The sequence below is a fragment of the Streptomyces sp. NPDC059477 genome, assembly GCF_042749375.1.
Classification (GTDB): Bacteria; Actinomycetota; Actinomycetes; order Streptomycetales; family Streptomycetaceae; genus Streptomyces.
Genome location: NZ_JBHYUG010000004.1, coordinates 44,921 through 65,138, shown reverse-complemented (window position 1 = coordinate 65,138; position 20,218 = coordinate 44,921). Strand labels below are relative to the sequence as shown.

General features: G+C 73.2%; 17 protein-coding genes. 11 read left to right on the top strand and 6 right to left on the bottom strand.

The genetic code is table 11. The features are described 5' to 3' along the window. Positions 1-197: 197 nt before the first annotated feature. From ACFXAZ_RS03115 to ilvA, 3 genes are all read right to left on the bottom strand, one after another. Complete coding sequence (locus tag ACFXAZ_RS03115; protein WP_384584225.1) at positions 198-1,043, bottom strand: ABC transporter permease; 846 nt, start codon at positions 1,041-1,043, stop codon at positions 198-200. Continuing rightward, positions 1,040-2,065 carry an ATP-binding cassette domain-containing protein gene (locus ACFXAZ_RS03110; protein ID WP_384584222.1) on the bottom strand — a complete coding sequence of 342 codons (1,026 nt, stop codon included), beginning with the start codon at positions 2,063-2,065 and terminating at the stop codon, positions 1,040-1,042. Before ACFXAZ_RS03110 ends, ACFXAZ_RS03115 begins: the two co-directional genes overlap by 4 nt. A gap of 193 nt (positions 2,066-2,258) precedes the next feature. Beyond that, positions 2,259-3,488, bottom strand: coding sequence for a threonine ammonia-lyase (gene ilvA / locus ACFXAZ_RS03105; protein WP_384584219.1), 1,230 nt, complete (start codon positions 3,486-3,488; stop codon positions 2,259-2,261). A 161-nt stretch (positions 3,489-3,649) separates the two neighbouring features. Here ilvA and ACFXAZ_RS03100 point away from each other — a divergent pair, with 161 nt between their 5' ends. The 3 genes from ACFXAZ_RS03100 to ACFXAZ_RS03090 all read left to right on the top strand — a co-directional run bounded on the left by ACFXAZ_RS03100 (position 3,650) and on the right by ACFXAZ_RS03090 (position 5,156). Then, positions 3,650-4,156 (top strand): MarR family winged helix-turn-helix transcriptional regulator, encoded by a 507-nt coding sequence (locus tag ACFXAZ_RS03100; RefSeq protein WP_384584525.1) that lies wholly within the window; start codon positions 3,650-3,652, stop codon positions 4,154-4,156. Between the two features lie 234 nt (positions 4,157-4,390). Continuing rightward, entirely contained in the window at positions 4,391-4,906 is a 516-nt protein-coding gene (locus tag ACFXAZ_RS03095; protein WP_384584216.1) for a sigma factor-like helix-turn-helix DNA-binding protein, read from the top strand. Between the two features lie 10 nt (positions 4,907-4,916). Further along, positions 4,917-5,156 carry a hypothetical protein gene (locus tag ACFXAZ_RS03090; protein WP_384584213.1) on the top strand — a complete coding sequence of 80 codons (240 nt, stop codon included), beginning with the start codon at positions 4,917-4,919 and terminating at the stop codon, positions 5,154-5,156. A gap of 48 nt (positions 5,157-5,204) precedes the next feature. Here ACFXAZ_RS03090 and ACFXAZ_RS03085 read toward each other — a convergent pair whose 3' ends face one another. Then, positions 5,205-6,365, bottom strand: a complete 1,161-nt coding sequence (locus tag ACFXAZ_RS03085; protein ID WP_384584210.1) for a cystathionine gamma-synthase — start codon at positions 6,363-6,365, stop codon at positions 5,205-5,207. A gap of 121 nt (positions 6,366-6,486) precedes the next feature. Between ACFXAZ_RS03085 and ACFXAZ_RS03080 the strand changes: the two genes are divergently transcribed. The 4 genes from ACFXAZ_RS03080 (at position 6,487) to ACFXAZ_RS03065 (ending at position 13,843) form a co-directional block, all read left to right on the top strand. Beyond that, positions 6,487-7,605: a hypothetical protein gene (locus ACFXAZ_RS03080; protein ID WP_384584207.1), complete on the top strand. Its 1,119-nt coding sequence runs from the start codon at positions 6,487-6,489 to the stop codon at positions 7,603-7,605. Positions 7,606-8,519: 914 nt separating this feature from the next. Continuing rightward, complete coding sequence (msrA, locus tag ACFXAZ_RS03075) at positions 8,520-9,188, top strand: peptide-methionine (S)-S-oxide reductase MsrA (RefSeq protein WP_384584204.1); 669 nt, start codon at positions 8,520-8,522, stop codon at positions 9,186-9,188. 429 nt (positions 9,189-9,617) lie between these two features. After that, entirely contained in the window at positions 9,618-11,702 is a 2,085-nt protein-coding gene (locus ACFXAZ_RS03070) for a restriction endonuclease (RefSeq protein ID WP_384584201.1), read from the top strand. 230 nt (positions 11,703-11,932) lie between these two features. Next, positions 11,933-13,843: a sigma-70 family RNA polymerase sigma factor gene (locus ACFXAZ_RS03065; RefSeq protein WP_384584198.1), complete on the top strand. Its 1,911-nt coding sequence runs from the start codon at positions 11,933-11,935 to the stop codon at positions 13,841-13,843. A 21-nt stretch (positions 13,844-13,864) separates the two neighbouring features. Here ACFXAZ_RS03065 and ACFXAZ_RS03060 read toward each other — a convergent pair whose 3' ends face one another. Further along, positions 13,865-14,248 (bottom strand): VOC family protein, encoded by a 384-nt coding sequence (locus ACFXAZ_RS03060; protein ID WP_384584195.1) that lies wholly within the window; start codon positions 14,246-14,248, stop codon positions 13,865-13,867. A 253-nt stretch (positions 14,249-14,501) separates the two neighbouring features. On the opposite strand from ACFXAZ_RS03060, the gene ACFXAZ_RS03055 reads away from it, so the two are divergent. The 3 genes from ACFXAZ_RS03055 (at position 14,502) to ACFXAZ_RS03045 (ending at position 17,871) form a co-directional block, all read left to right on the top strand. After that, complete coding sequence (locus tag ACFXAZ_RS03055; RefSeq protein WP_384584192.1) at positions 14,502-15,551, top strand: ABC transporter substrate-binding protein; 1,050 nt, start codon at positions 14,502-14,504, stop codon at positions 15,549-15,551. Positions 15,552-15,784: 233 nt separating this feature from the next. Beyond that, a complete protein-coding gene (locus ACFXAZ_RS03050; protein ID WP_384584189.1) occupies positions 15,785-16,732 on the top strand; it encodes a FecCD family ABC transporter permease in 948 nt (315 codons plus the stop codon). Continuing rightward, entirely contained in the window at positions 16,729-17,871 is a 1,143-nt protein-coding gene (locus ACFXAZ_RS03045) for a FecCD family ABC transporter permease (protein WP_384584186.1), read from the top strand. Before ACFXAZ_RS03050 ends, ACFXAZ_RS03045 begins: the two co-directional genes overlap by 4 nt. 59 nt (positions 17,872-17,930) lie before the next feature. Here the strand turns inward: ACFXAZ_RS03045 and ACFXAZ_RS03040 are convergent, their stop codons facing one another. Further along, positions 17,931-18,971: an NAD(P)-dependent alcohol dehydrogenase gene (locus ACFXAZ_RS03040; protein ID WP_384584183.1), complete on the bottom strand. Its 1,041-nt coding sequence runs from the start codon at positions 18,969-18,971 to the stop codon at positions 17,931-17,933. Positions 18,972-19,154: 183 nt separating this feature from the next. Between ACFXAZ_RS03040 and ACFXAZ_RS03035 the strand changes: the two genes are divergently transcribed. After that, positions 19,155-20,090 carry a helix-turn-helix domain-containing protein gene (locus ACFXAZ_RS03035; RefSeq protein ID WP_384584181.1) on the top strand — a complete coding sequence of 312 codons (936 nt, stop codon included), beginning with the start codon at positions 19,155-19,157 and terminating at the stop codon, positions 20,088-20,090. Positions 20,091-20,218 lie beyond the last annotated feature (128 nt).

The window sequence follows — 20,218 nt, the reverse complement described above, 5'->3', positions numbered from 1 at the left end:
GCACGCGGTCGGGTCCGTGGTGCCTCATCACTACGCCGATGTCGCGGGTCCGTAGGTCCGTGACCAGACCGGCGGCGGCCGACAGGCGGCAGGCCGGGGCGAATGGAGATGCGGCGCGGACACGCGCGAAGGGCCAGGACCCGGCGATCCGGTCCTGGCCCTTCCGCAGGGTGCCCCACCTCGCCTGCGCGGTCCGGTCAACCGCCCGCGCTGCGGTACTTGCGCACCGCCAGGGTCCGGAACACCACGATGATCAGGACGGACCAGATCAGCGACGCCCAGACCGGGTGCTGCATGGGCCAGGCGTCCGACGGGGAGACCCCGGGGTTGCCGAAGAGCTCCCGGCAGGCCTGGACCGTCGCGCTGAAGGGGTTCCAGTCGGCCACGTGCTGGAGCCAGGGGGTCATCCGGCTGCTGTCCACGAACGCGTTGGACACGAAGGTGACCGGGAACAGCCAGACCAGGCCGCCGGAGGTGGCCGCCTCGGGGGTGCGCACGGACAGGCCGATCAGCGCGCCGACCCAGGTGAACGCGTAACCCAGCAGGAGCAGCAGGCCGAACGCGCCGAGCACCTCGCCGAGGCTGGTGTGGGTGCGCCAGCCGACCAGCAGGGCGACGATCGCGAGCACGAACAGCGTGAGCGCCGTCTGCACCAGGTCGGCCAGGGTCCGCCCGGTGAGGACCGCGCCACGGGCCATCGGCAGCGAGCGGAAGCGGTCGATCAGGCCCTTGTGCATGTCGTCGGCGATGCCCGCGCCCGCGCCCGCCGTCGCGAAGGTGACGGTCTGCGCGAAGATGCCCGCCATCAGGAACTCCCGGTAGACGGCGGGGTCGGTGGTGCCCCCGATGTCCATGGAGCCGCCGAAGACATAACTGAACAGCACCACAAACATAATGGGCTGAAAGAGTCCGAAAATTATCATTTCCGGAATACGGGACATTCTGATCAGGTTCCGCCTGGCGACGACCAGTGAGTCCCGCACGGACTGGACCACCGGGTTCGTGGGCGGTGCGATGGCCACCGCGTCCTTGACGGCGCTCACTTCGCGGCCTCCTCTTTCTTCTGCTTGCGTGCCTTGCCGTCGCCCTGCTCCGCGTCCGCAGCGCCGTTGCCCGGGTCGTTCTCCTCGGCCACGTGGCCGGTCAGGGAGAGGAAGACGTCGTCCAGAGTCGGGCGGCGCAGGCCGATGTCGTCGATCTCGATGCCCCGGGTGTCGAGATCGCGGATGATCTCGGCGAGCAGCTTGGCGCCGCCCGTGACGGGGACCGTGAGCTTGCGGGTGTGCTGCTCGACCGTGGTCTCGCCCTTGCCGAAGCCGCGCAGCACCTCGGAGGCGGTGGTGATGTCGTCCCGCTCGTGCACGACGACCTCGACGCGCTCGCCGCCGGTGCGGGCCTTGAGCTGGTCGGAGGTGCCCCGGGCGATCACCCGGCCGTGGTCGACCACCGCGATGTCATGGGCGAGGTGGTCGGCCTCCTCCAGATACTGGGTGGTGAGCAGGAGTGTCGTACCGCCGGAGACCAACTGCTTGATGACCTCCCACAGTTGCTGGCGGTTGCGGGGGTCGAGGCCGGTGGTCGGCTCGTCCATGAACATCACCGGGGGGCGGACCACGAGGGCCGCCGCCAGGTCGAGCCGGCGGCGCATACCGCCGGAGTAGGTCTTGGCGGGCCGGTCGGCCGCGTCCGAGAGATTGAACTGGTCGAGCAGCTCGGCGGCACGGACCTTCGCGGCCTTGGCCTTCATCTGATAGAGCTGGCCGACCATCTGGAGGTTCTCCCGGCCGGTCAGATATTCGTCGACCGCCGCGAACTGGCCGGACAGGCCGATGGAGCGCCGGACGTCATTGGGCCGCTTGAGGACGTCGATCCCGGCGACGACGGCCCGGCCGCTGTCGGGACGCAGCAGGGTGGTCAGACAGCGTACGGTGGTGGTCTTTCCCGCGCCGTTCGGCCCGAGCAGGCCCAGGACGGTGCCTTCCGGGACATCGAGGTCGACGCCGTCCAGTGCCTTTACGTCGCCGAAGGTCTTGACCAGACCTTCGGCATAGATGGCGCCTGGCATATGAGTCTCCACAGGGTCATGGTTGATTCGAGAAACGTCAATACGGGCGGTCCTGTCCGCCCGGCAGATGGCGAGATCGGTGCCACGCGACACACCATAACGCGATGTATCGCGTCTCACAACGGAGTTTTCCGCGATTCCCCTGGACGGGTGATGAGACGGCGCTGACCTGGGCTTTCTCCGCCCGAGCGGCTCAGTCGATGACCGTGTACCCCGCTTCGCGCAGGGTCCTGCCGACCTCGGCGCAGTGCGCCGGTCCCTTGGTCTCCAGGTGCAGCTCCACCTCCGCCTCCGTGAGCCCGAGCCGCGGGTCGGTCCGTACGTGACTCACATCGAGGACGTTAGCGTCCACCACTGACAACGCCCCGAGGAGCGAGGCGAGGGCGCCGGGACGGTCGGTCAGCCGGAGCCGAACGGCCAGGTAGCGGCCCTGCGCGGCCATCCCGTGCCGCAGCACCCGCTGCATCAGCAGCGGATCGACGTTGCCGCCGGACAGCACCGCGACCACCGGCCCGCCGATCCCGCCGGTGTCGCTCAGCAGCGCGGCGACCGGGCTCGCCCCGGCCGGCTCCACGACCAGCTTCGCCCGCTCCAGGCACAGCAGCAGCGCGGCCGACAGCGCGTCCTCGGAGACCGTACGGACCTCGTCCACCAGTTCCGCGCAGATCGCGAACGGCACATCGCCCGGCCGCCCGACCTTGATGCCGTCGGCCATCGTCGCCGGCTGCCCGATCGCGACCGGACGCCCGGCCGCCAGCGACGGCGGATACGCCGCCGCGCCCTCCGCCTGCACCCCGATGATCCGTACGTCCGGCCGCAGCGCCTTGACCGCGACCGCGATCCCCGCCGCGAGCCCGCCGCCGCCCATCCCGACGACGATCGTGCGGACCTCCGGGCACTGCTCCAGGATCTCCAGCCCGACCGTGCCCTGTCCGGCGATGATGTCGGGGTGGTCGAAGGGGTGGATGAACACCGCGCCCGTCGTCCGGGCGTACTCCTGCGCGCCGGCCAGTGTCTCGTCGACGACCTGACCGTGCAGCCGCACCTCGGCGCCGTACTCCCGGGTCGCGCTGATCTTGGGCAGCGGGGCGCCCTGCGGCATGAAGACCGTCGCCCGCACCCCGAGCAAGGAGGACGCCAGGGCCACGCCCTGCGCGTGATTGCCGGCGCTCGCCGCGACCACCCCGGCCGCCCGCTCCTCCGGCAGCAGCCCGGCGATCCGCACATAGGCGCCGCGCAGCTTGAACGAACCGGTCCGCTGGAGGTTCTCGCACTTGAGGTGCACCGGGGAGCCGATCAGCTGGGTCAGATAGCGGCTGCCCTCCATGGCGGTCATCCGCGCCACACCCGTCAGCATCTTCTGCGCGCCGCGTACATCGTCGAGCGTGACCGGTGCGAGAGGGGTGGTCCTGCGGTGGTTCATGGCTCAAGTCTCGCAGTTCACAGGCGGCGCGCGCGGGTGTGACCAAGCACCGAGACCGGTTTTTGCAGCGTCGGTACGGCCCACCCTCCAGCCGCGTACCCTGTCCCCCAACCTTGCACCCAGCATGAAGTGAGCCTCCGGCCATGCCCACAACACCTGACATGTCGATGGACATGACGACCGTCGGTGACACCGGTCTCCTCGACACGTTGCAGCACGAGGTCGCGGTGTTCGCACGCCGGGCCGAACAGACCCGGCTCGGCGGAGTCGGTCAGGTGCGCAACTCCATGGACCGCGCCGCGTATCTGCTGCTCAACCGCCTCGACAACGAGGGCCCGATGGGCGTCAAGGCGCTCGCCTCCAGCATGGGCATCGACTCCTCCACGGTCACCCGGCAGGTGGCCCCGCTGGTCGACACCGGGCTGGTCAAGCGGACCTCGCACCCCGAGGACGGCCGCGCGGTGGTGCTCCAGCTCTCCCCGCGCGGGCTCTCCCGGCTGGAGGAGGTGCGCTCCTCGCGGCGCCGGCTCATGGCCGAGCTGACCGAGGACTGGGCGCCGGAAGAGCGCGAGGCGTTCTGCACACTCCTCACCCGTTTCAACCGCGCGCTGTCCTCCCGGATGTCGGCCCAGGGCGAACCGGTGGCCGAATCGCCGAACGGCACCTGAGCGACCCGCCGCCCGCTCCGGCCGGGCGGTCCCTTCCCCGTCCGGCCTCCCGTCGAGCCCGGCGGCCCACCCGCGCGCGGTACGCGCCCTCGCCGCACCGCCGTACTCCGGCGCACTCGGCCGCACCGGACCGTGCACGGTTCTTGACCGGCGGGGCGTGGCGGGCCTCAGATGAGTGCGAAAGGCAGACGGCTTCCTGGGCCGTCCCGCCGATCGGCCTCAGGGGGAGGCGCGGTGCGAGAACGGCGTACGGCGGTGCACGGCGGGCGCCGGGACCGGGAGTTCGAGGCGTTCGTGGCGGGCGCCTCCGGCCGGCTGCTGCACACCGCCACCCTGCTCACCGCGGAACTCCCCCGCGACAACCCACGCGCGCGGCACCTGCTCACCCTCGCCCTCGCCCATACGTACGCGTCCTGGGACCGCCTGCACGGCGAGGATCCCTACAGCCGGGCCCGCGAGTACCTCGCGGGCCGCTTCGCGCACGCCGCCTGGCATCGGTACGGGGCGTTCGGCAGGGCCCGTCCGCATCCGCACAGCACCCTGGCCGGGCTCGCCCCGCGAGAGCGGCTGATTCTTGTCCTGCGGCTCTACGAGGGGGTTCCCGAGCAGCAGACCGCCGCCCTGCTGGGTCTGCCCGTCGAACGGGTCCGCGCCCTCTGCGACCGGGCCACGGCGACCCTGCTGCACCCGCCCCGGCGGCCCGCACAGCCGGTCACCGCGCCGCGGGTGCCCAAGGCGGCGGCCTCATGAGGGGCACGCGATGAGCCGGGCCGACCGCGAGGCCGCCGCCCGCCGGATCCTGCGACGGAGCCCGCCCCCGGTGCCGCCGGAGCTGCACCGGGAGGCCGTCCGCCGGGGCAGCCGCATACGGCACCGCCGGCGGATCGCGCTGCGCCTGATGTGGCTGCTGATCCTGGGCGCGTCCGTGGCCCTCGCCGTATGGGCGCTGACCGCCCGCCCGTGGGTGGAGCCACCGTCGCAGACGACTCCACCCTGGTGAGACGGGAACTTCACCGCAGGTAACACGTGCCCGCGCGGCCGGGATCGGTCAGGGTCGGGCGAGGGCCTGCTGGAGGTCCCCCAGCAGATCGTCCACGTTCTCGATGCCTACGGAGAGCCGGACCAGGTCGGCGGGAACCTCCAGGGCCGAGCCCGCGACGGAGGCGTGGGTCATCCGGCCCGGGTGCTCGATCAGGGACTCGACACCGCCGAGGGACTCGCCCAGCGTGAAGACCTTGGCCCGGTCGCAGACCCGCACGGCCGCCTCCTCGCCGCCCTCGACCTGGAAGGAGACCATGCCGCCGAAGGACCGCATCTGCTTGGCGGCGGTCTCGTGACCGGGGTGGTCGGGCAGGCCCGGGTACAGCACGCGCGTCACGCGCGCGTGCCGGGTGAGCATGTCGGCGATCTTCACGGCGTTCTCGCTGTGCCGGTCCATGCGCACGGGCAGCGTCTTGGCGCCGCGCAGCACCAGCCAGGAGTCGAACGGCCCGGCGACCGCGCCCATGGCGTTCTGGTGGAAGGCCAGTTCGTCGCCGAGTGTCTCGTCGCCGACGACCAGGGCGCCGCCGACGACGTCCGAGTGGCCGCCCATGTACTTGGTCAGGGAGTGCACGACGACATCGGCGCCGAGCGACAGCGGCTGCTGGAGATAGGGCGTGGCGAAGGTGTTGTCCACGACCAGGCGGGCACCGGCGTCGCGGGCGATCTGGGCGACGGCCGCGATGTCGGTGATGCCGAGCAGCGGGTTGGAGGGGGTCTCCACCCAGACGGCCTTGGTCTTCGGGGTGATCGCGGCGCGCACGGCGGCGGGGTCGCTGGTGTCGGCGACCGACCATTCCACGCCCCAGCGGGCGACGACCTTGGCGAACAGGCGGAACGTGCCGCCGTAGGCGTCGTTCGGGATGACCACGTGGTCACCGGGGCTGAGCAGCGTACGCAGCAGGCAGTCCTCGGCCGCCAGTCCGGACGCGAAGGCGAGGCCCCGGCGACCGCCCTCCAGGGCCGCGAGGTTCTCCTCCAGGGCGGTCCTGGTGGGGTTGGCGCTGCGGCTGTACTCGTAGCCGCCGCGCAGGCCGCCGACGCCGTCCTGCTTGTAGGTGGACACCTGGTAGATCGGCGGGACGACCGCCCCGGTCAGGGGATCGGCGGTGTTGCCCGCGTGGATCGCGAGCGTCTCGAAGTGCTGACTGATGTGCCTGTCGCTCATGGGCCCCGAGCGTAGTCCGCCCGCAGGGCGGGTGTCGGCGTGACGGCCGGTGAACGGAGAGTTATCCACAGGCGGGGGACCAGGTTGGCCAATTGTCGGCGCGGTCTGGTTCGCTTGAGGCATGGAGATTCTCTGGGTCCTGATGGCGCTGCTCATGCTGGGCTTCGTGCTGGGTCCGCTCGTCCTGCGCAGGCGGCGCGGCATCGAGCAGGTCCCGCCCGGCCACCCGGACGCGGCCGACCCCGCGAACTACGGCTTCGTACGGCAGGAGGAGCTGGACATCCGGATGCCCGGCCCGGACCAGGATCTGCTGGACGTCCTGGACCTGGTGCAGCGCACGCAGGACCACCGCGCGGCGGCGCAGTTGCTCGCGGGCACGGGCGCGGGGGGTGAGCTGCGCTGGCAGCGGGTGCAGGCGTTCGCGGGCGCGGCGTCGCTGGAGCTTCAGCAGCGGCCGGGGGGTGTGGGCGAGACGCCCGGCGGGCAGTGGCTGCGGGTGTGGCGCGCCGAGCAGCCGAAGGACGCGGGCGGCGCTGCCGTGCACGCGGAGTTCCTGGTGCAGCAGGCGTGGCGGACGGCGACGCCGGGCACGGACGACTTCCGGATCATCATGGAGGAGGCCAGGGCGGCGTGCGGCGAGGCCGCGTTGCTCGCCCCGGGGGATCCGGTCCCGTACATCGTGGAGTTGTCGGTCGCGCGGGGCCTCGGCTATCCGCGTGCGGAGTTCGAGCAGCTCTGGCTGAAGATCCTGGACCGGGCGCCGAACCACATGGGGGCGCATCTGGCGGCGCTGCACTACTGGTGCGAGAAGTGGCACGGCTCGCGGGAGCTGGCGTACTCGTTCGCGGAAGCGGCGGCGGCGCGGGCGCCGAGAGGCTCGCTGCTGGCGGCGATGCCCCTGTTCGCGGTGTTCGAGCATCTGCCCGAGGTCAATCTGGTGGCGGGCTTCTACCAGAGCCAGGTGGTCACCAAGGCGGTGCACGGCGCCCTGCACGCGGTGCACTCGGCCCGCGCGGACGACCCGATGCTCGCGCATGTACGCCACCTCCTGATCTTCTTCCTGGTCCGCTCCGAGCGCTGGGCGGAGGCCATGGGCCAGCTGACGCACGCCGACGGCCATGTGGGCGCCCTCCCCTGGACCCTGTCCCCGGACCCGGCGGCGGAGTTCGCGGTGTACCGCGCCCTGGCGGTGGCGGGCTACGAGGCGAACGGGGGCAGCCCGGCGACGCTGCGGCACTGAGAGCCGGGGTGGCTGCGCCGCCGCCCCGGGCGGCCCCTGTGGCGGAGGGGGCCTGTACGCCACTGACCTCGGCGGCCCTGTGGCGCAGGGGCCTGCACGCCGCTGACCTCGGCGGCCCTCTCCCTGGTGGCCCTACGCCACGACCCCGGGCGGCCCGGCGGCACTGGGGCACCGAGACCGGGGGCTGTACCCGCTGCCCCGGGCGGCCCTGCGGCGGAGGTGCCTGCGCGCCGCTGACCCTGGTGGCCCGGCGGCTCTGTCCCTGGGGCCCCGGCGCTACGACCCCGGGCAGCCCGGGGAGGTTGCGGCACCGAGGCCGGGGGCTGTGCCGCCGCCCCGGATGGCCCTGCGGCCGGGGAGCGTGGGCCGTTGACCCCAGCGGCCCGGCGGCCCTCTCCCCGGTGCCCCACGCCACGACCCCGGGCGGCCCGGCGACACTGCGGCACCGAGGCCCAGGGGCTGTGCCGCAGCCTCCGGGCGGCCCCTGCGGCGGAGGTGCCTGCGCCGTTGACCCCGGCGGCGCCAGAGGCCGAGCGCCGTGCACCACTGACGTCTCCGGCCCTGTTCCGTGCGGTCCTGCGTCACTGGCCCCGGTGGCCCCGCTACCCCTGCGCCTGGCAGCCTCGCATCACCGCCCCCGGCGGCGCTGAGGCCGGGCGCCGTGCGCCACTTGCGCCGCTGACGCCTGCGGCCCTGTTCCCGGCGGCCCCGCGTCCCCGTCCCCCGTGACCGTTCCGCACCGCCGGCCTCGCAGCCCCGCCCCGGCCGCCCAGCCCTGCTCCGCCCGGCCGACCCCGGTCCGGCCGCCCAGCCCCGCTCCCGACGCCCGGCCGCGCGGCATCGACCGCCGTCCGGACCGGAATTCCGGGGGTCCGCCATACGTTGACGCCACTGACCACTGATTGGAGACCGCGATGTTCCTGCACAGCCGTACGCCCCAGCTGCCCTCCCCCGAGCAGGCGCTGCGGGGACGCCCGGAGCCGGCCTTCAGCGTTCCCGACCGCCACACCGTCCTCGGCACCCCGCTCAGCGGCCCCTACCCCGATGGCCTGGAGGTCGCCGACTTCGGCCTGGGTTGTTTCTGGGGCGCCGAGCGCAAGTTCTGGCAGCTCCCGGCGGGCGTGTACACGACCCTGGTCGGCTACCAGGGCGGGTCCACCGAGAACCCGACCTATGAGGAGGTCTGCTCGGGCCTGACCGGTCACACGGAGGCGGTCCGCGTCGTCTTCGACCCGAAGGTGATCTCGTACGAGTCGCTCCTGAAGACGTTCTGGGAGTCCCACGACCCCACCCAGGGCTTCCGCCAGGGCAACGACGTCGGGACCCAGTACCGCTCCGCGATCTACACCCACTCCCCCGCGCAGGCCGCCACCGCCGATTCCTCCCGCGCGGCCTACCAGAAGGTCCTCACCGCCTCCGGCTACGGCACGATCACCACGGAGATCCTCCCGGCGCAGGACCGCACGTTCTATCCGGCGGAGGGGTACCACCAGCAGTACCTGGACAAGAACCCGGCCGGATACTGCGGCATCGGCGGCACCGGGGTGTCCTGCCCGATCGGCGTGGCCAAGGCCGGTGGGTGACCGCACAGCGCCAACGGCCGCCGAGCGGAACGGGCCCCAAACGAGAACCGGACAAGCCGGACGAGAAGGCGCGTGGACGCGAAGGCGTGGACGGGCGGGGGCACCCCCGGGCGCGCGACGCCTTCACGTCGCCGCCGGGCGGCGGTACCAGGACACTTGGTACTCGGTCGAGTCCGCCGGGCCCCTCGTAGGACGCCGCCGAGTTGGGCAGAGTGGTCGCGGATCCGGCGACCGGGCACCCGCGAACAGAACCGCGTCCGCCTCCTCGTAGACCACCCGGCACCACCCGGCACCACCCGCAGTCCGGCCCTCCCAGCCGGTCAGCTCCCCCAAGGGCAACGATGCGCCCCGCCCCCGCCCCAAAGGACGGCACACTGCGCCAAGATCAGGGGGAGAGAGTTCATCGGTGGGGTGGGAGGGCGGGAGCGGATGAGTCGGCGGTCTGCCGGGCTGGTCGGGGTGTGGGCGGAGATGCAGCGGCAGCAGCAGCGGCTGGCGGCGGCCGAGGCACAACGGCAGCGGGCCGAGGTGCAGTTGGCGCAGCGGCGGCACAACCAAGCGGTCCGGGAGTACAAGGAGCAGCGGCATGCCGAGGCGCGGCGGCGTACCGAAGAGCTGGAGGCGCGCGTCGAGGCCCTGCGGCAGGTGCTGGTGACCGGCTGTCAGGCGCCCGCGTTCGAGGTGTCCGCGATGCTGCGGGGGCTGGACGTGCCGCCGTTCGACCCCGGGGCGCTCGCCTGGCCGATACCCATGCCGGACCCGGCGCACTATCCGGCACAGGGCGGCTGGACCGCGCACCAGCGGGAGCGGGCGCAGGCCGAGGCGCGGGCGCGGTTCGAGCACGACTGGCACACGGCCCAGGCCGCCGAGGCGCAGCGCCAGCGGCAACTCGGGGAACGGCAGCGCGAGTACGAGCGCTGGGCCGAGGACCGGCGGGCCGAGGTGCGGCGGCACAACGACGGGGTGGGTGAGGTGACCGAGGGGGTCCGGCGCCGGGAGCCGGAGGCGGTCGTGGAGTACTTCACCGGCGCGCTGTACGCCTCCACCGCCTGGCCCGTCGACTTCCCCCGGCAGATCTCCGCCGCCTACGACCCGGCCGTGCGCCAACTGGTCCTGGAGTGGGAGCTGCCGCCGTACGCCGTGGTGCCCGAGGCGAAGTCCGTGCGGTACGTCGTCGGTGAGGACCGGGACAGGGAGACGGCTCTCCCGGTGACCCGCCGGCGCACGCTGTACCGGGAAGTGCTGGCGCAGTGCGTGCTGCTGACGCTGCGTGAGCTGTACCGCGCCGACGCGTACGGCGCTCTGGAGTCCGTCGCCCTCAACGGCTTCGTCGATGAGATCGACCCCGCCACCGGGCGCCGGGCGCGGATCGTGCTCGCGACCGTCATGGCGCCCCGCGCGCTCTTCGCCGGGCTGCGGCTGGACCAGGTCGACCCGGTGAGCTGTCTGACCGAGGCGCTGCGCGGCCAGCTCGCCGCCCGCCCGGACCAGTTGACGGCGGTACGGCCGGGGCGGCGGCCCGACGATGTGGGCGGCGGGGTCGTCACCCATGACGACCAGGCACCCGACCTGGGCGACGAACCCGATCTGTACGCCATGGACCCGGTGGCGTTCGAGGGGCTGGTGGCCGAGTTGTTCCGGGCGATGGGGATGCGGGCGGTGACCACCGCGCGGTCGAACGACGGGGGTGTGGACGTCGACGCGGTGGATCCGGCGCCGATCCGGGGCGGGAAGATCGTCGTCCAGGTCAAGCGCTACCGCGCCACCGTGCCGCCCACCGCCGTACGCGATCTGTACGGCACGGTCCAGGACGCCGGTGCCAACAAGGGTGTCCTGGTGACCACGTCGGGCTTCGGCCCCGGCTCGTACGCCTTCGCGCACGGCAAGCCGCTGGAACTGGTCGGCGGCGCCCAGCTCGTCGATCTGCTGCACCGCCACGGGCTGCGCGGGCGGCTCGGCGACAACGGCCGCACCCCCGCCCCGGCCCCGGCCCCGTCAGCGGCTCCCCCGCCCCCCGACGACCCCGGCACCGGGCACAACACGCTCGGCATGTCCTGGTCCGGCACGGTCGCGCTGGACGTGTGCGCGCTCGTCTGCCACGGCGAACGGGTGCTCGGCGACGATCACTTCGTCTTCTTCAACAACCCCCGCACCCCCGACGGCTCGGTCCGCGCGACCCCCGCCGCGCCGCCGGACAAGGCCGCGCTCCGGGTCGGCTTCGACACGCTGCCGACGGGCTCCGACCGGCTGGTGCTGGTGGCCGCCGTGGATCCGGAGGTGAATCCGGAGGCCGATCTGTCCGGTTTCACCGATGCCCGGATCCGGCTGCTGGACCCGTCCGGGGGCGAGCTGGGTGTGCTGGAGGTGTCCGACGGCCGGGCCGGGGAGACCGCCCTGGTGCTCGGTTCCTTCCGGCGGCGGGCCAACGGCGACTGGGACTTCGTCGTCGGCGGGAAGGGGTACGCGGGCGGGCTTGAGCAGCTCATCGGGGACTACGGCATCCAGGTCGAGTAGCCCCCTGCGCCCTCGGATGCCCCGGTGGCTCCCCCCGTAGCAGACATCCGGCCCGGCCCGCCATGGGCACCGTCACGTCCGTTTCGTCCCGCGCCCTCGCTCGAACACCCCTACGCTCCCGTACTCAGATTTCTGTTATCGCCGCCGCCCGCGCCAGGTCTCCCGTGTGTCGAAAGGGACAGCCGAGCACGCCGAGCACACCGAGCACGGAGTCGACCGGAGGAGAGAGCGTGGGCAGGGACGAGGGCAGGGCGGGAGACGGGGCGGGAGCCGGTGCCGCGGCGCTGGTCAGGGCGGCGCAGCAGGGCGATCAGCGGGCCCGGCAGGAGCTGATCGCCCAGTATCTGCCGCTCGTCTACAACATCGTGGGGCGGGCCCTGAACGGCCACGCCGATGTCGATGACGTCGTCCAGGAGACGATGATCCGGGCGCTGAACTCGCTCGGTTCGCTGCGCGAGCCGGACCGCTTCCGGTCCTGGCTGGTCGCCATCACGATGAATCGAATACGTGGCCATGTGCACGCCCATCGGACCGCGCCCGTCGTCCAGGACTCGCTGCACGAGACGTACGAGGCGTACGACGTCCCGGACCCCGGCGCCGACTTCGTGGACCTGGCGATCCTGCGGCTCGGACTCGCCGGGCAGCGGCGGGAGGTCGCCGAGGCGAGCCGCTGGCTGGACGACGACGACCGGGCGCTGCTGTCGCTGTGGTGGCTGGAGGCGGCCGGGCGGCTGAGCCGGGCGGAGGTCGCCGCCGCGCTGGAACTGTCCCCGCGGCACACCGCGGTACGGGTGCAGCGGATGAAGGCGCAGCTGGAGTCGTCGCGGGTGGTGGTGCGGGCGCTGGCCACCGTGCCCCGTTGTGTGCTGCTGGACGACGCGGTCGCCCACTGGGACGGGGTGCCGTCGGCGCTGTGGCGCAAGCGGCTGGTACGGCACACCCGGGACTGCACGGTGTGCGGCGGGCTGGGCCAGGGGCTGGCCCCCGCCGAGGGCCTGCTGGTCGGGCTCGCGCTGGTGCCGATCGGCACCGGACTGGCCGCCACGGCGATCGGCGGGCCGGATCTGGCCACCGCCGCGACGACGAGTTGGCCGCCGGATGCGCTCACCGCCACCCCAACCGGCCCGCCGGACCCCCTCACCGCCAACACCGCCTGGCCGCCGGACCCCCTCACCGCCGGCACGAACGCACCGCCGGACCCGCTCGGCGCCAACACCAACTGGCCGCCAGACCCCCTCGGCACCACCCCGACCGGCCCCCCGGACCCGCTCGGCGCCCTCACGAACGCACCGCCGGACCCGCTCGCCCCCACCACCAACTGGCCGCCAGATACAGCCCCCCTCACCCTCGCCTCGAACCACGGCGGCCAGTCCCCCGGCCGTCTCCAGCAGCGCCACACCCTGCGCCGCAGGCGTCGCCGTCGGGTCGTCGTGGCCGCGGTCGCCGCGCTGATCGCGGGCGGCGGGACCATCGCGCTGCTGACGCCGGACGACGGGGCGGACGTACCGTCATCGGCCGTCCGGGAGAACGCCGACGCCACCGCGAGCCGCGCCACCCCGGACCGCTCCTCCGCGCCCGCCTCCGCCTCGCCGTCACCGAGCCCGTCCGCGTCCCGCTCCCCCTCGCCGTCCGCCTCGCCGTCCCCCACCAGGAAGCCGAGCCCGTCGGCGAGCACCACGCGGCCCGCCCCCGAACCCGCACCCAGCAGGACATCCGTACGGCCCACGCCTCCCCCGCCGCCCCCGCAGGAGCCGCCGACGACGTTCGCGGGCCAGGTGCTGGAGCTGGTGAACGCCGAGCGGGCCGAGGCCGGTTGCTCGCCGGTCCGGCAGAACGCGGCCCTGGACACCGCCGCGCAGCGGCACTCCGCCGACATGGCCGCGCGGGACTTCTTCGACCACACCAACCCGGACGGCGCCGACCCCGGCGACCGCATCACCGCGGCGGGCTACCGCTGGAGCACCTACGCCGAGAACATCGCGCTCGGGCAGCGGACCCCGGCGCAGGTGATGCAGGGCTGGATGGACAGCCCCGGCCATCGCGCCAACATCCTCAACTGCTCGGTGGAGGAGACGGGTCTGGGGGTGTACGAGGGGTCGGGCGGCCCGTGGTGGACGCAGGTGTTCGGTACGCAGCTGTGAGCCGGACCGCCCACCCGCACCTCAGCCCCCGCTCCCATAGGGCCGCGTGAGGATCTCCAGGACGTGGCCGTTCGGATCGTCGAAGTAGGCGCCCCGGCCCCCGTCCAGGTGATTGATCTCACCCTCGCGGGAGTGGTAGGGGTCGGCCCAGTACGTGACCCCCGCCTGCCGGATGCGGCCGAAGATGGTGTCGAAGTCGTCCTCGGAGACCAGGAAGGCGTAGTGCTGGGCGGTGATGGTGCCGCTGGTGTCCGCGTAGTCGAGGGTCACCCCGCCCGGGATCTCGACGGGCACGAACGGGCCGAATTCCGGGCCCACTTGGAGGCCGAGCAGGTCGGCGAGGAAGCGGGCCGAGGCGTGTTTGTCGTGGGCGGCGACGATGGTGTGGTTGAGCTGGACGGTCATGCCGTGAGCCTCCTCAGGGCGGTCGCGAGCCTGGTTCCAGGATCCCCCTGATCGGTGCGCCCTGCCCAGGGCGCATCCGGCCCACGCCCCCGCGCCCCGGGGCGCGTCCGCGGCAACGGCCGCACCACCTCACAGACAGCCACGCTAAGGTAAGGCTCCCCTTACTAAATACTCGAAACTTGGTACTCGAAGCTCCGTACTCGCAGCTCAGTACTCGAACGTTTCGAGTCGGAGCATCCGACCGGAGCCTGTCGTGCGCGCTATTGGATTGAAGGCTGCCCTCGCGGCGGCCGTGGTCGGCGGATTGCTCGCCGGTTGTTCCTCCTCCAGCGGTGAAGAGGCCGACGCGGGAAGCGGCGACAGCGACCGCAACCTCGTCGCCGGGGCCTCCGAGGGCCCGTCCGCCGCGCCGAGCGCGCTGGCCGACGGGATGGGGGCCGACACCGGCACGGACGGGGAGTTCCCGCGCACGGTCGAGCACTTCCAGGGCAGTACGACCATCGACGCCGAGCCGACCCGGATCGCCGTGCTGAGCACCGGCCAGCTCGACGATCTGCTCACCCTCGGCCTGGTCCCGACGGCGACCACCCGCGCCGACAACGCGGGACTGGTCCCCGACTATCTCGCCGACGCCTTCCCGCAGTACAAGGAGCGGCTCGACGCCATGACCGACGCGGGCACCCGCTCGGCGCCCAACCTGGAGACGCTGGCCGCCGCCGAGCCGGATCTGATCCTCGCCAACGACTCGCTCGGCGAGCTGTACCCCCAGCTGTCGAAGATCGCCCCGACCGTGGTCACCGCGGGCCAGGGCATCAACTGGAAGCGGTACCTGCTGCTGGTCGGCGAGGCCGTGGGCAAGGGACAGGCGGCGCAGGAGCTGCTGGACGGGATCGTCGCGGACGCCACCGAGCGGGGCACGGCGATCGAGGGCGACCCGACGGTGTCCATGGTCCGGTTCACGCCCGACCGCACCCGGATGTTCGGCGTCTCCTCCTTCACCGGCTCGATCGCCGTGGACATGGGGCTGACCCGGCCCGAGTCGCAGCGGTTCAACGCCATCTCGGAGGACATCGGCGCCGAGTCCATCGATGTCGCCGACGGGGACTGGATCTTCTACTCGGTGCAGGGCGACGCCGAGGAGACCGACGCGGCGAGCGTCGTCGCCGGGCCGCTGTGGCAGTCGATGAACGCCGTCGCGGCCGGGCAGGCGGTCCAGGTGGACGACGACCCCTGGTACCTCAACGCCGGTCCCACGGCCGCGCGGCTGGTCATCGGACAGCTCGCCGAGCAGCTCGGGAAGTGACGGACGGGCCACACCGGCGGCCGTCCGCACGCCGGTCCCCCGCACCCGGGCTCCACCGCCCGAGACGTAGCCCGTCCCCCGCACCCGGGCTCCGTCGGCCGGCACGGGGCCCGTCCCCCGCGCACAGCCCCGTCCGCCCGAAGCGGCGCCCGCTCCTCACCCGCGGGCCCGGCGGCCCCGAACGGCCCCCGGCCGCCGTACGCGCGCTCGTCTGGCCCGCGGCCCTCCTCGCCGTGGCCGCCGTAGCCGTGCTCAGCCTCGCCGTCGGCACCCGGCCGGTGCCGCCCGGCGCGGTGCTGGACGCGCTGCTGCACGGCGGTGACTCGCCGGACGCCCTGGTCGTACGGTCGCTGCGGGTACCGCGGACCGAGGTCGGGCTGACCGCCGGGGCCGCGCTCGGGCTGGCCGGGGCCGCGCTCCAGGGGGTCACCCGCAACCCGCTCGCCGACCCCGGCATCCTCGGGCTGTCGCAGGGCGCCGCCGCCGGGGTCGTCCTGGCCCTCGGCCTCGGCCTGGCGAGCGGCTTCGGCGGATACGTCTGGTACGCCTTCGCCGGGGCCGTCGCCGCCGCCGCTCTGGTGTACGGGATCGCGGTGCGCGGACGCGGGGGCGCGACGCCGGTGAAGCTGGCGCTGGCCGGGACCGCGCTGTCCGCGATGGCCGCGGGTGGCACCACGGTCGTCCTCACCTCCAGCTCGGCCACGCTGGATCAGTTCCGGTTCTGGCAGGTCGGCTCGCTCAGCGGCCGGGACGCCGGGACCGTGGTGTCGATGCTGCCGTTCCTGCTGACCGGGGCGGTGCTGGTACTGACCTGCGCCCGGGGCCTGGACGCGCTGGCGCTCGGCGACGAGACGGCGGCGGCCCTGGGACACCGGGTGACCGTCGTACGGGCCACCGCCGCGCTGGGCGCGACCCTGCTGACCGCCGCCGCGGTGGCCGCCGCCGGGCCGGTGGCGTTCGTCGGGCTCGCCGTCCCGCATCTCGCCCGCCGGATCGTGCGCGGCGGCCACCGCGCCGTACTGCCCCTGTCGGCGCTGCTGGGCGCGGGGCTGCTGGTGGCGGCGGATGTCGCCGGCCGGGTGGTCCGGGCCCCGGCGGAGGTCCCGGCCGGGGTGATGACAGCGCTGGTGGGAGTGCCGGTGCTGGTGGTGCTGGTACGACGCCGGGGAGCCGTGTCATGAACGCCCGGCCGACCGTACGGCGCCCACCCGGCGCCGGGGACCCGTCTCGGGACGGCGGGGACGACCGTACGACCCCACCCCGTGCCGGTACGACACGAAGGAGCCCTCTCCTGGCCGGCTGGACCGCCCTGCGCCCCCACCCCCGGGTCTCCCTCCTCCTGCACCGCCGCTCGGCGCTGATCGCGCTGTCGCTGCTGGTGGTGCTGTTCCTGGTGATGGTCGCGGCGGCGTGTCTGGGGCAGTCGTACGTCTCCCCCCTCGACGTCTGGGGGACCCTGCGCGGCGAGCGGCCGGAACACGAACTGGTCGTCGGGGAGCTGCGTGTCCCCCGGATCGTGCTGGGCGCCCTGGTCGGCGGGGCGCTCGGCGCGGCCGGGGCGCTGATCCAGACCGTGACCCGCAATCCGCTCGCCAGTCCCGATGTGATCGGCGTGGGGCACGGGGCCGCGGCGGCGACGGTGCTGGCGCTGGCCACCGGGGCGGTCGCGTCGCCGGGGGCGCTGCCGGTGGTTTCGGTCGCCGGAGGGCTCGCGGCTGCCGCGCTGGTCTATGTGCTGGCCTGGCGGGGCGGGATGCAGCCGAGCCGGTTCGTGCTGACCGGCGTCGGGATCGGGGTCGCGCTGTCGGCGGTCGTGCAGCTGTATCTGACCGACAGCGAGCTGGAGGCCGCCGAGCAGGTCAAACTCTGGCTGACCGGGAGCCTGAACGGGCGCGGCTGGGAACAGGCGGGGCCCCTCGCCGCCGTACTGATCGCCGCCCTGCCCGCCCTGGTGTGGGCGAGCCGGGCCGCCCGCCCGCTGGGGCTGGACCCGGAGACGGCCGCCGCGATCGGCGTACGGGTGAACCGGACCCGGCTCGCCCTGACCGTGCTCGGTGTGGTCCTCGCCGCGACCGCGACCGGCGCGGCCGGACCCATCGGCTTCGTCGCCCTGACCGCGCCCCAGCTGGCCCGCCGCCTCACCCGCACGCCCCAGCTGCCACTGCTGTGCTCGGCGCTGACGGGCGCGGTCGTCCTGGTGGCCGCCGACCTCGCCGCCCGGACGCTGCTGCCGCCGCTGGAGATCCCCGTCGGCGCCCTCACCTCACTGGTCGGCGGCCCGTACCTGCTGTGGCTGCTGGGCCGCCGGACCACGAGATGACCGGCGCCCCGGGCACCCTCAGATCCCTGGACCCCTGGACCCCTGGACCCCTGGACCCCTCAGATCGTCGACACGTCGATCACGAACCGGTAGCGGACATCGCTGGCCAGCACCCGCTCGTACGCCTCGTTGATCTGGTCCGCGCGGATCACCTCGATCTCGGCGCCCAGCCCGTGCGCGGCGCAGAAGTCGAGCATCTCCTGGGTCTCGGGGATACCGCCGATGCCCGACCCGGCCAGCGTCTTGCGGCCGTCCATCACCGAGAACAGGCTGAGCGAGATCGGCTCCTCGGGGGCGCCGACGTTGACCAGCGCGCCATCGGTGCGCAGCAGCCGCAGATACGCGGCGAAGTCGAGGGGCGCGGAGACGGTCGAGAGGATCAGATCGAAGGTGCCCGCCAGCTCCTCGAAGGTCTTGGGGTCGCTGGTGGCGTGGTAGTGGTCGGCGCCCAGCTTCAGCCCGTCCTCCCGCTTGCGCAGGGACTGCGACAGCACGGTGACCTCGGCGCCGAGCGCGTGGGCGAGCTTGACGGCCATGTGCCCGAGACCGCCCAGGCCGACCACGGCGACCTTCTTGCCGGGGCCGGCGTTCCAGTGCCGCAGCGGGGAGTACGTGGTGACGCCCGCGCACAGCAGCGGCGCCGCCTCGTCCAGGCCGATGCCCTCGGGAATCCGCAGGACGTAGTTCTCGTCGACGACGATCGTCTGCGCGTAGCCGCCGTACGTCGGCTCGCCGTCCTTGCCGATGCTGTTGTACGTCCCCACATTTCCGTTGGTGCAGTACTGCTCCAGACCGGCCTTGCAGTTCTCGCAGGTGCGGCAGGAGTCGACCAGGCAGCCGACGCCCACCCGGTCGCCGACGGCGTAGCGGGTGACGCCGGGGCCGACCTCGGCGACGATGCCCGCGATCTCATGGCCGGGGACCATCGGGAAGATGGCCTCACCCCAGCCCTCATGGGCCTGGTGGATGTCGGAATGACAGATTCCGGAGAAGGCGATGTCGATCAGGATGTCGTGTTCTCCGACCGCCCGGCGTTCGATCGTGGTGCGCTCCAGGGGAGCCTTCGCGGCGGGGACGGCGTATGCGGCAACGGTGGTCATGCCCGGGTTCTCCTCAGGGGAAAGACGGAGCGTGTCCGGCCGACTTCCGCCGGACACTCACCCCAGACTGCGCCCGGCTCTCCTGTTTACCCAGGCCACAGCCTTGCGTACGTTTGCTGTGCCTACTACTGGCCGGGACAGGCTGGTGGGCGTACGACCGGCAATACTTGAGGGATGGACTCCATGGACAGACCTGCCATATCGGGCGGAAGGGCGGGACCGGGCGGAGCGGCCGGGGATCGGCCCGCCTCCGGTGCGGGCCTGGACCGGAGGGCCGAGCTGAGCGAGTTCCTGCGCACCCGGCGGGCCCGGCTCAAGCCGGAGGACGTGGGGCTGCCGGACTTCGGGCGCCACCGCAGGGTGCCGGGGCTGCGCCGCGAGGAGCTGGCGCAGCTGGCCGGGGTCTCGGTGGCGTACTACACCCGGCTGGAACAGGGCAACGGCCGCAATGTGTCGGCGGAGGTGCTGAACGCCATCGCGCGGGCGCTGCGGCTGAGCGATGCCGAGCAGGCGCATCTGACGCATCTGGCCAAGCCCAAGGGGCACAAGAAGAAGCCGGCCGGGCGCGGCGCCCAGCAGGTGCGGATGGCACTGCGGCAACTGCTCGACACGTTCGACAGCGTCCCGGCGTACATCACCGGGCGCCGCTCCGACATCCTGGCGTGGAACCCGATGGCGGCGGCGCTGTTCGGTGACTGGGGCAAGCTGCCGGAGCGGGAGCGCAACTGGGCGCGGCTGGTCTTTCTGCGCCCCGAGTACCGCGAGCTGTTCGTCGACTGGGAGCAGAAGGCGATCGACATCGTCTGTCTGCTGCGGATGGACGCGGGCTGCTATCCCGACGATCAGCGGCTGTCGGCGCTGGTGGGCGAGCTGTCGGTGAAGAGCGAGGACTTCCGGCGGCTGTGGGCCCCCCATGACGTGCGGGAGAAGACCCACGGGATCAAGCTGCTGCGTCATCCGCTGGTGGGCGAGCTGGAGCTGCGCTACGAGTCGTTCCACCCGGCCGGGGACGGCGAGCAGTGCCTGAGCACGTATCACGCCGAGCCCGGTACCGCGTCGGCGGAGGCCCTGCGCCTGCTGGCCAGCTGGGGCGCGGACGCCACCAGGGCGGCTGTCTGAGCACCCTGTACAACCCCCACCGGGGGCGGCGGGGGGGGGACCCCCCCCCGCGCGGGGCGGGGGGGGCGCGCCCGGGGCCGGGGGGTCGGCCGGGGCGTGTGCGGTGGCCATGTCCGTACGGGAGTACA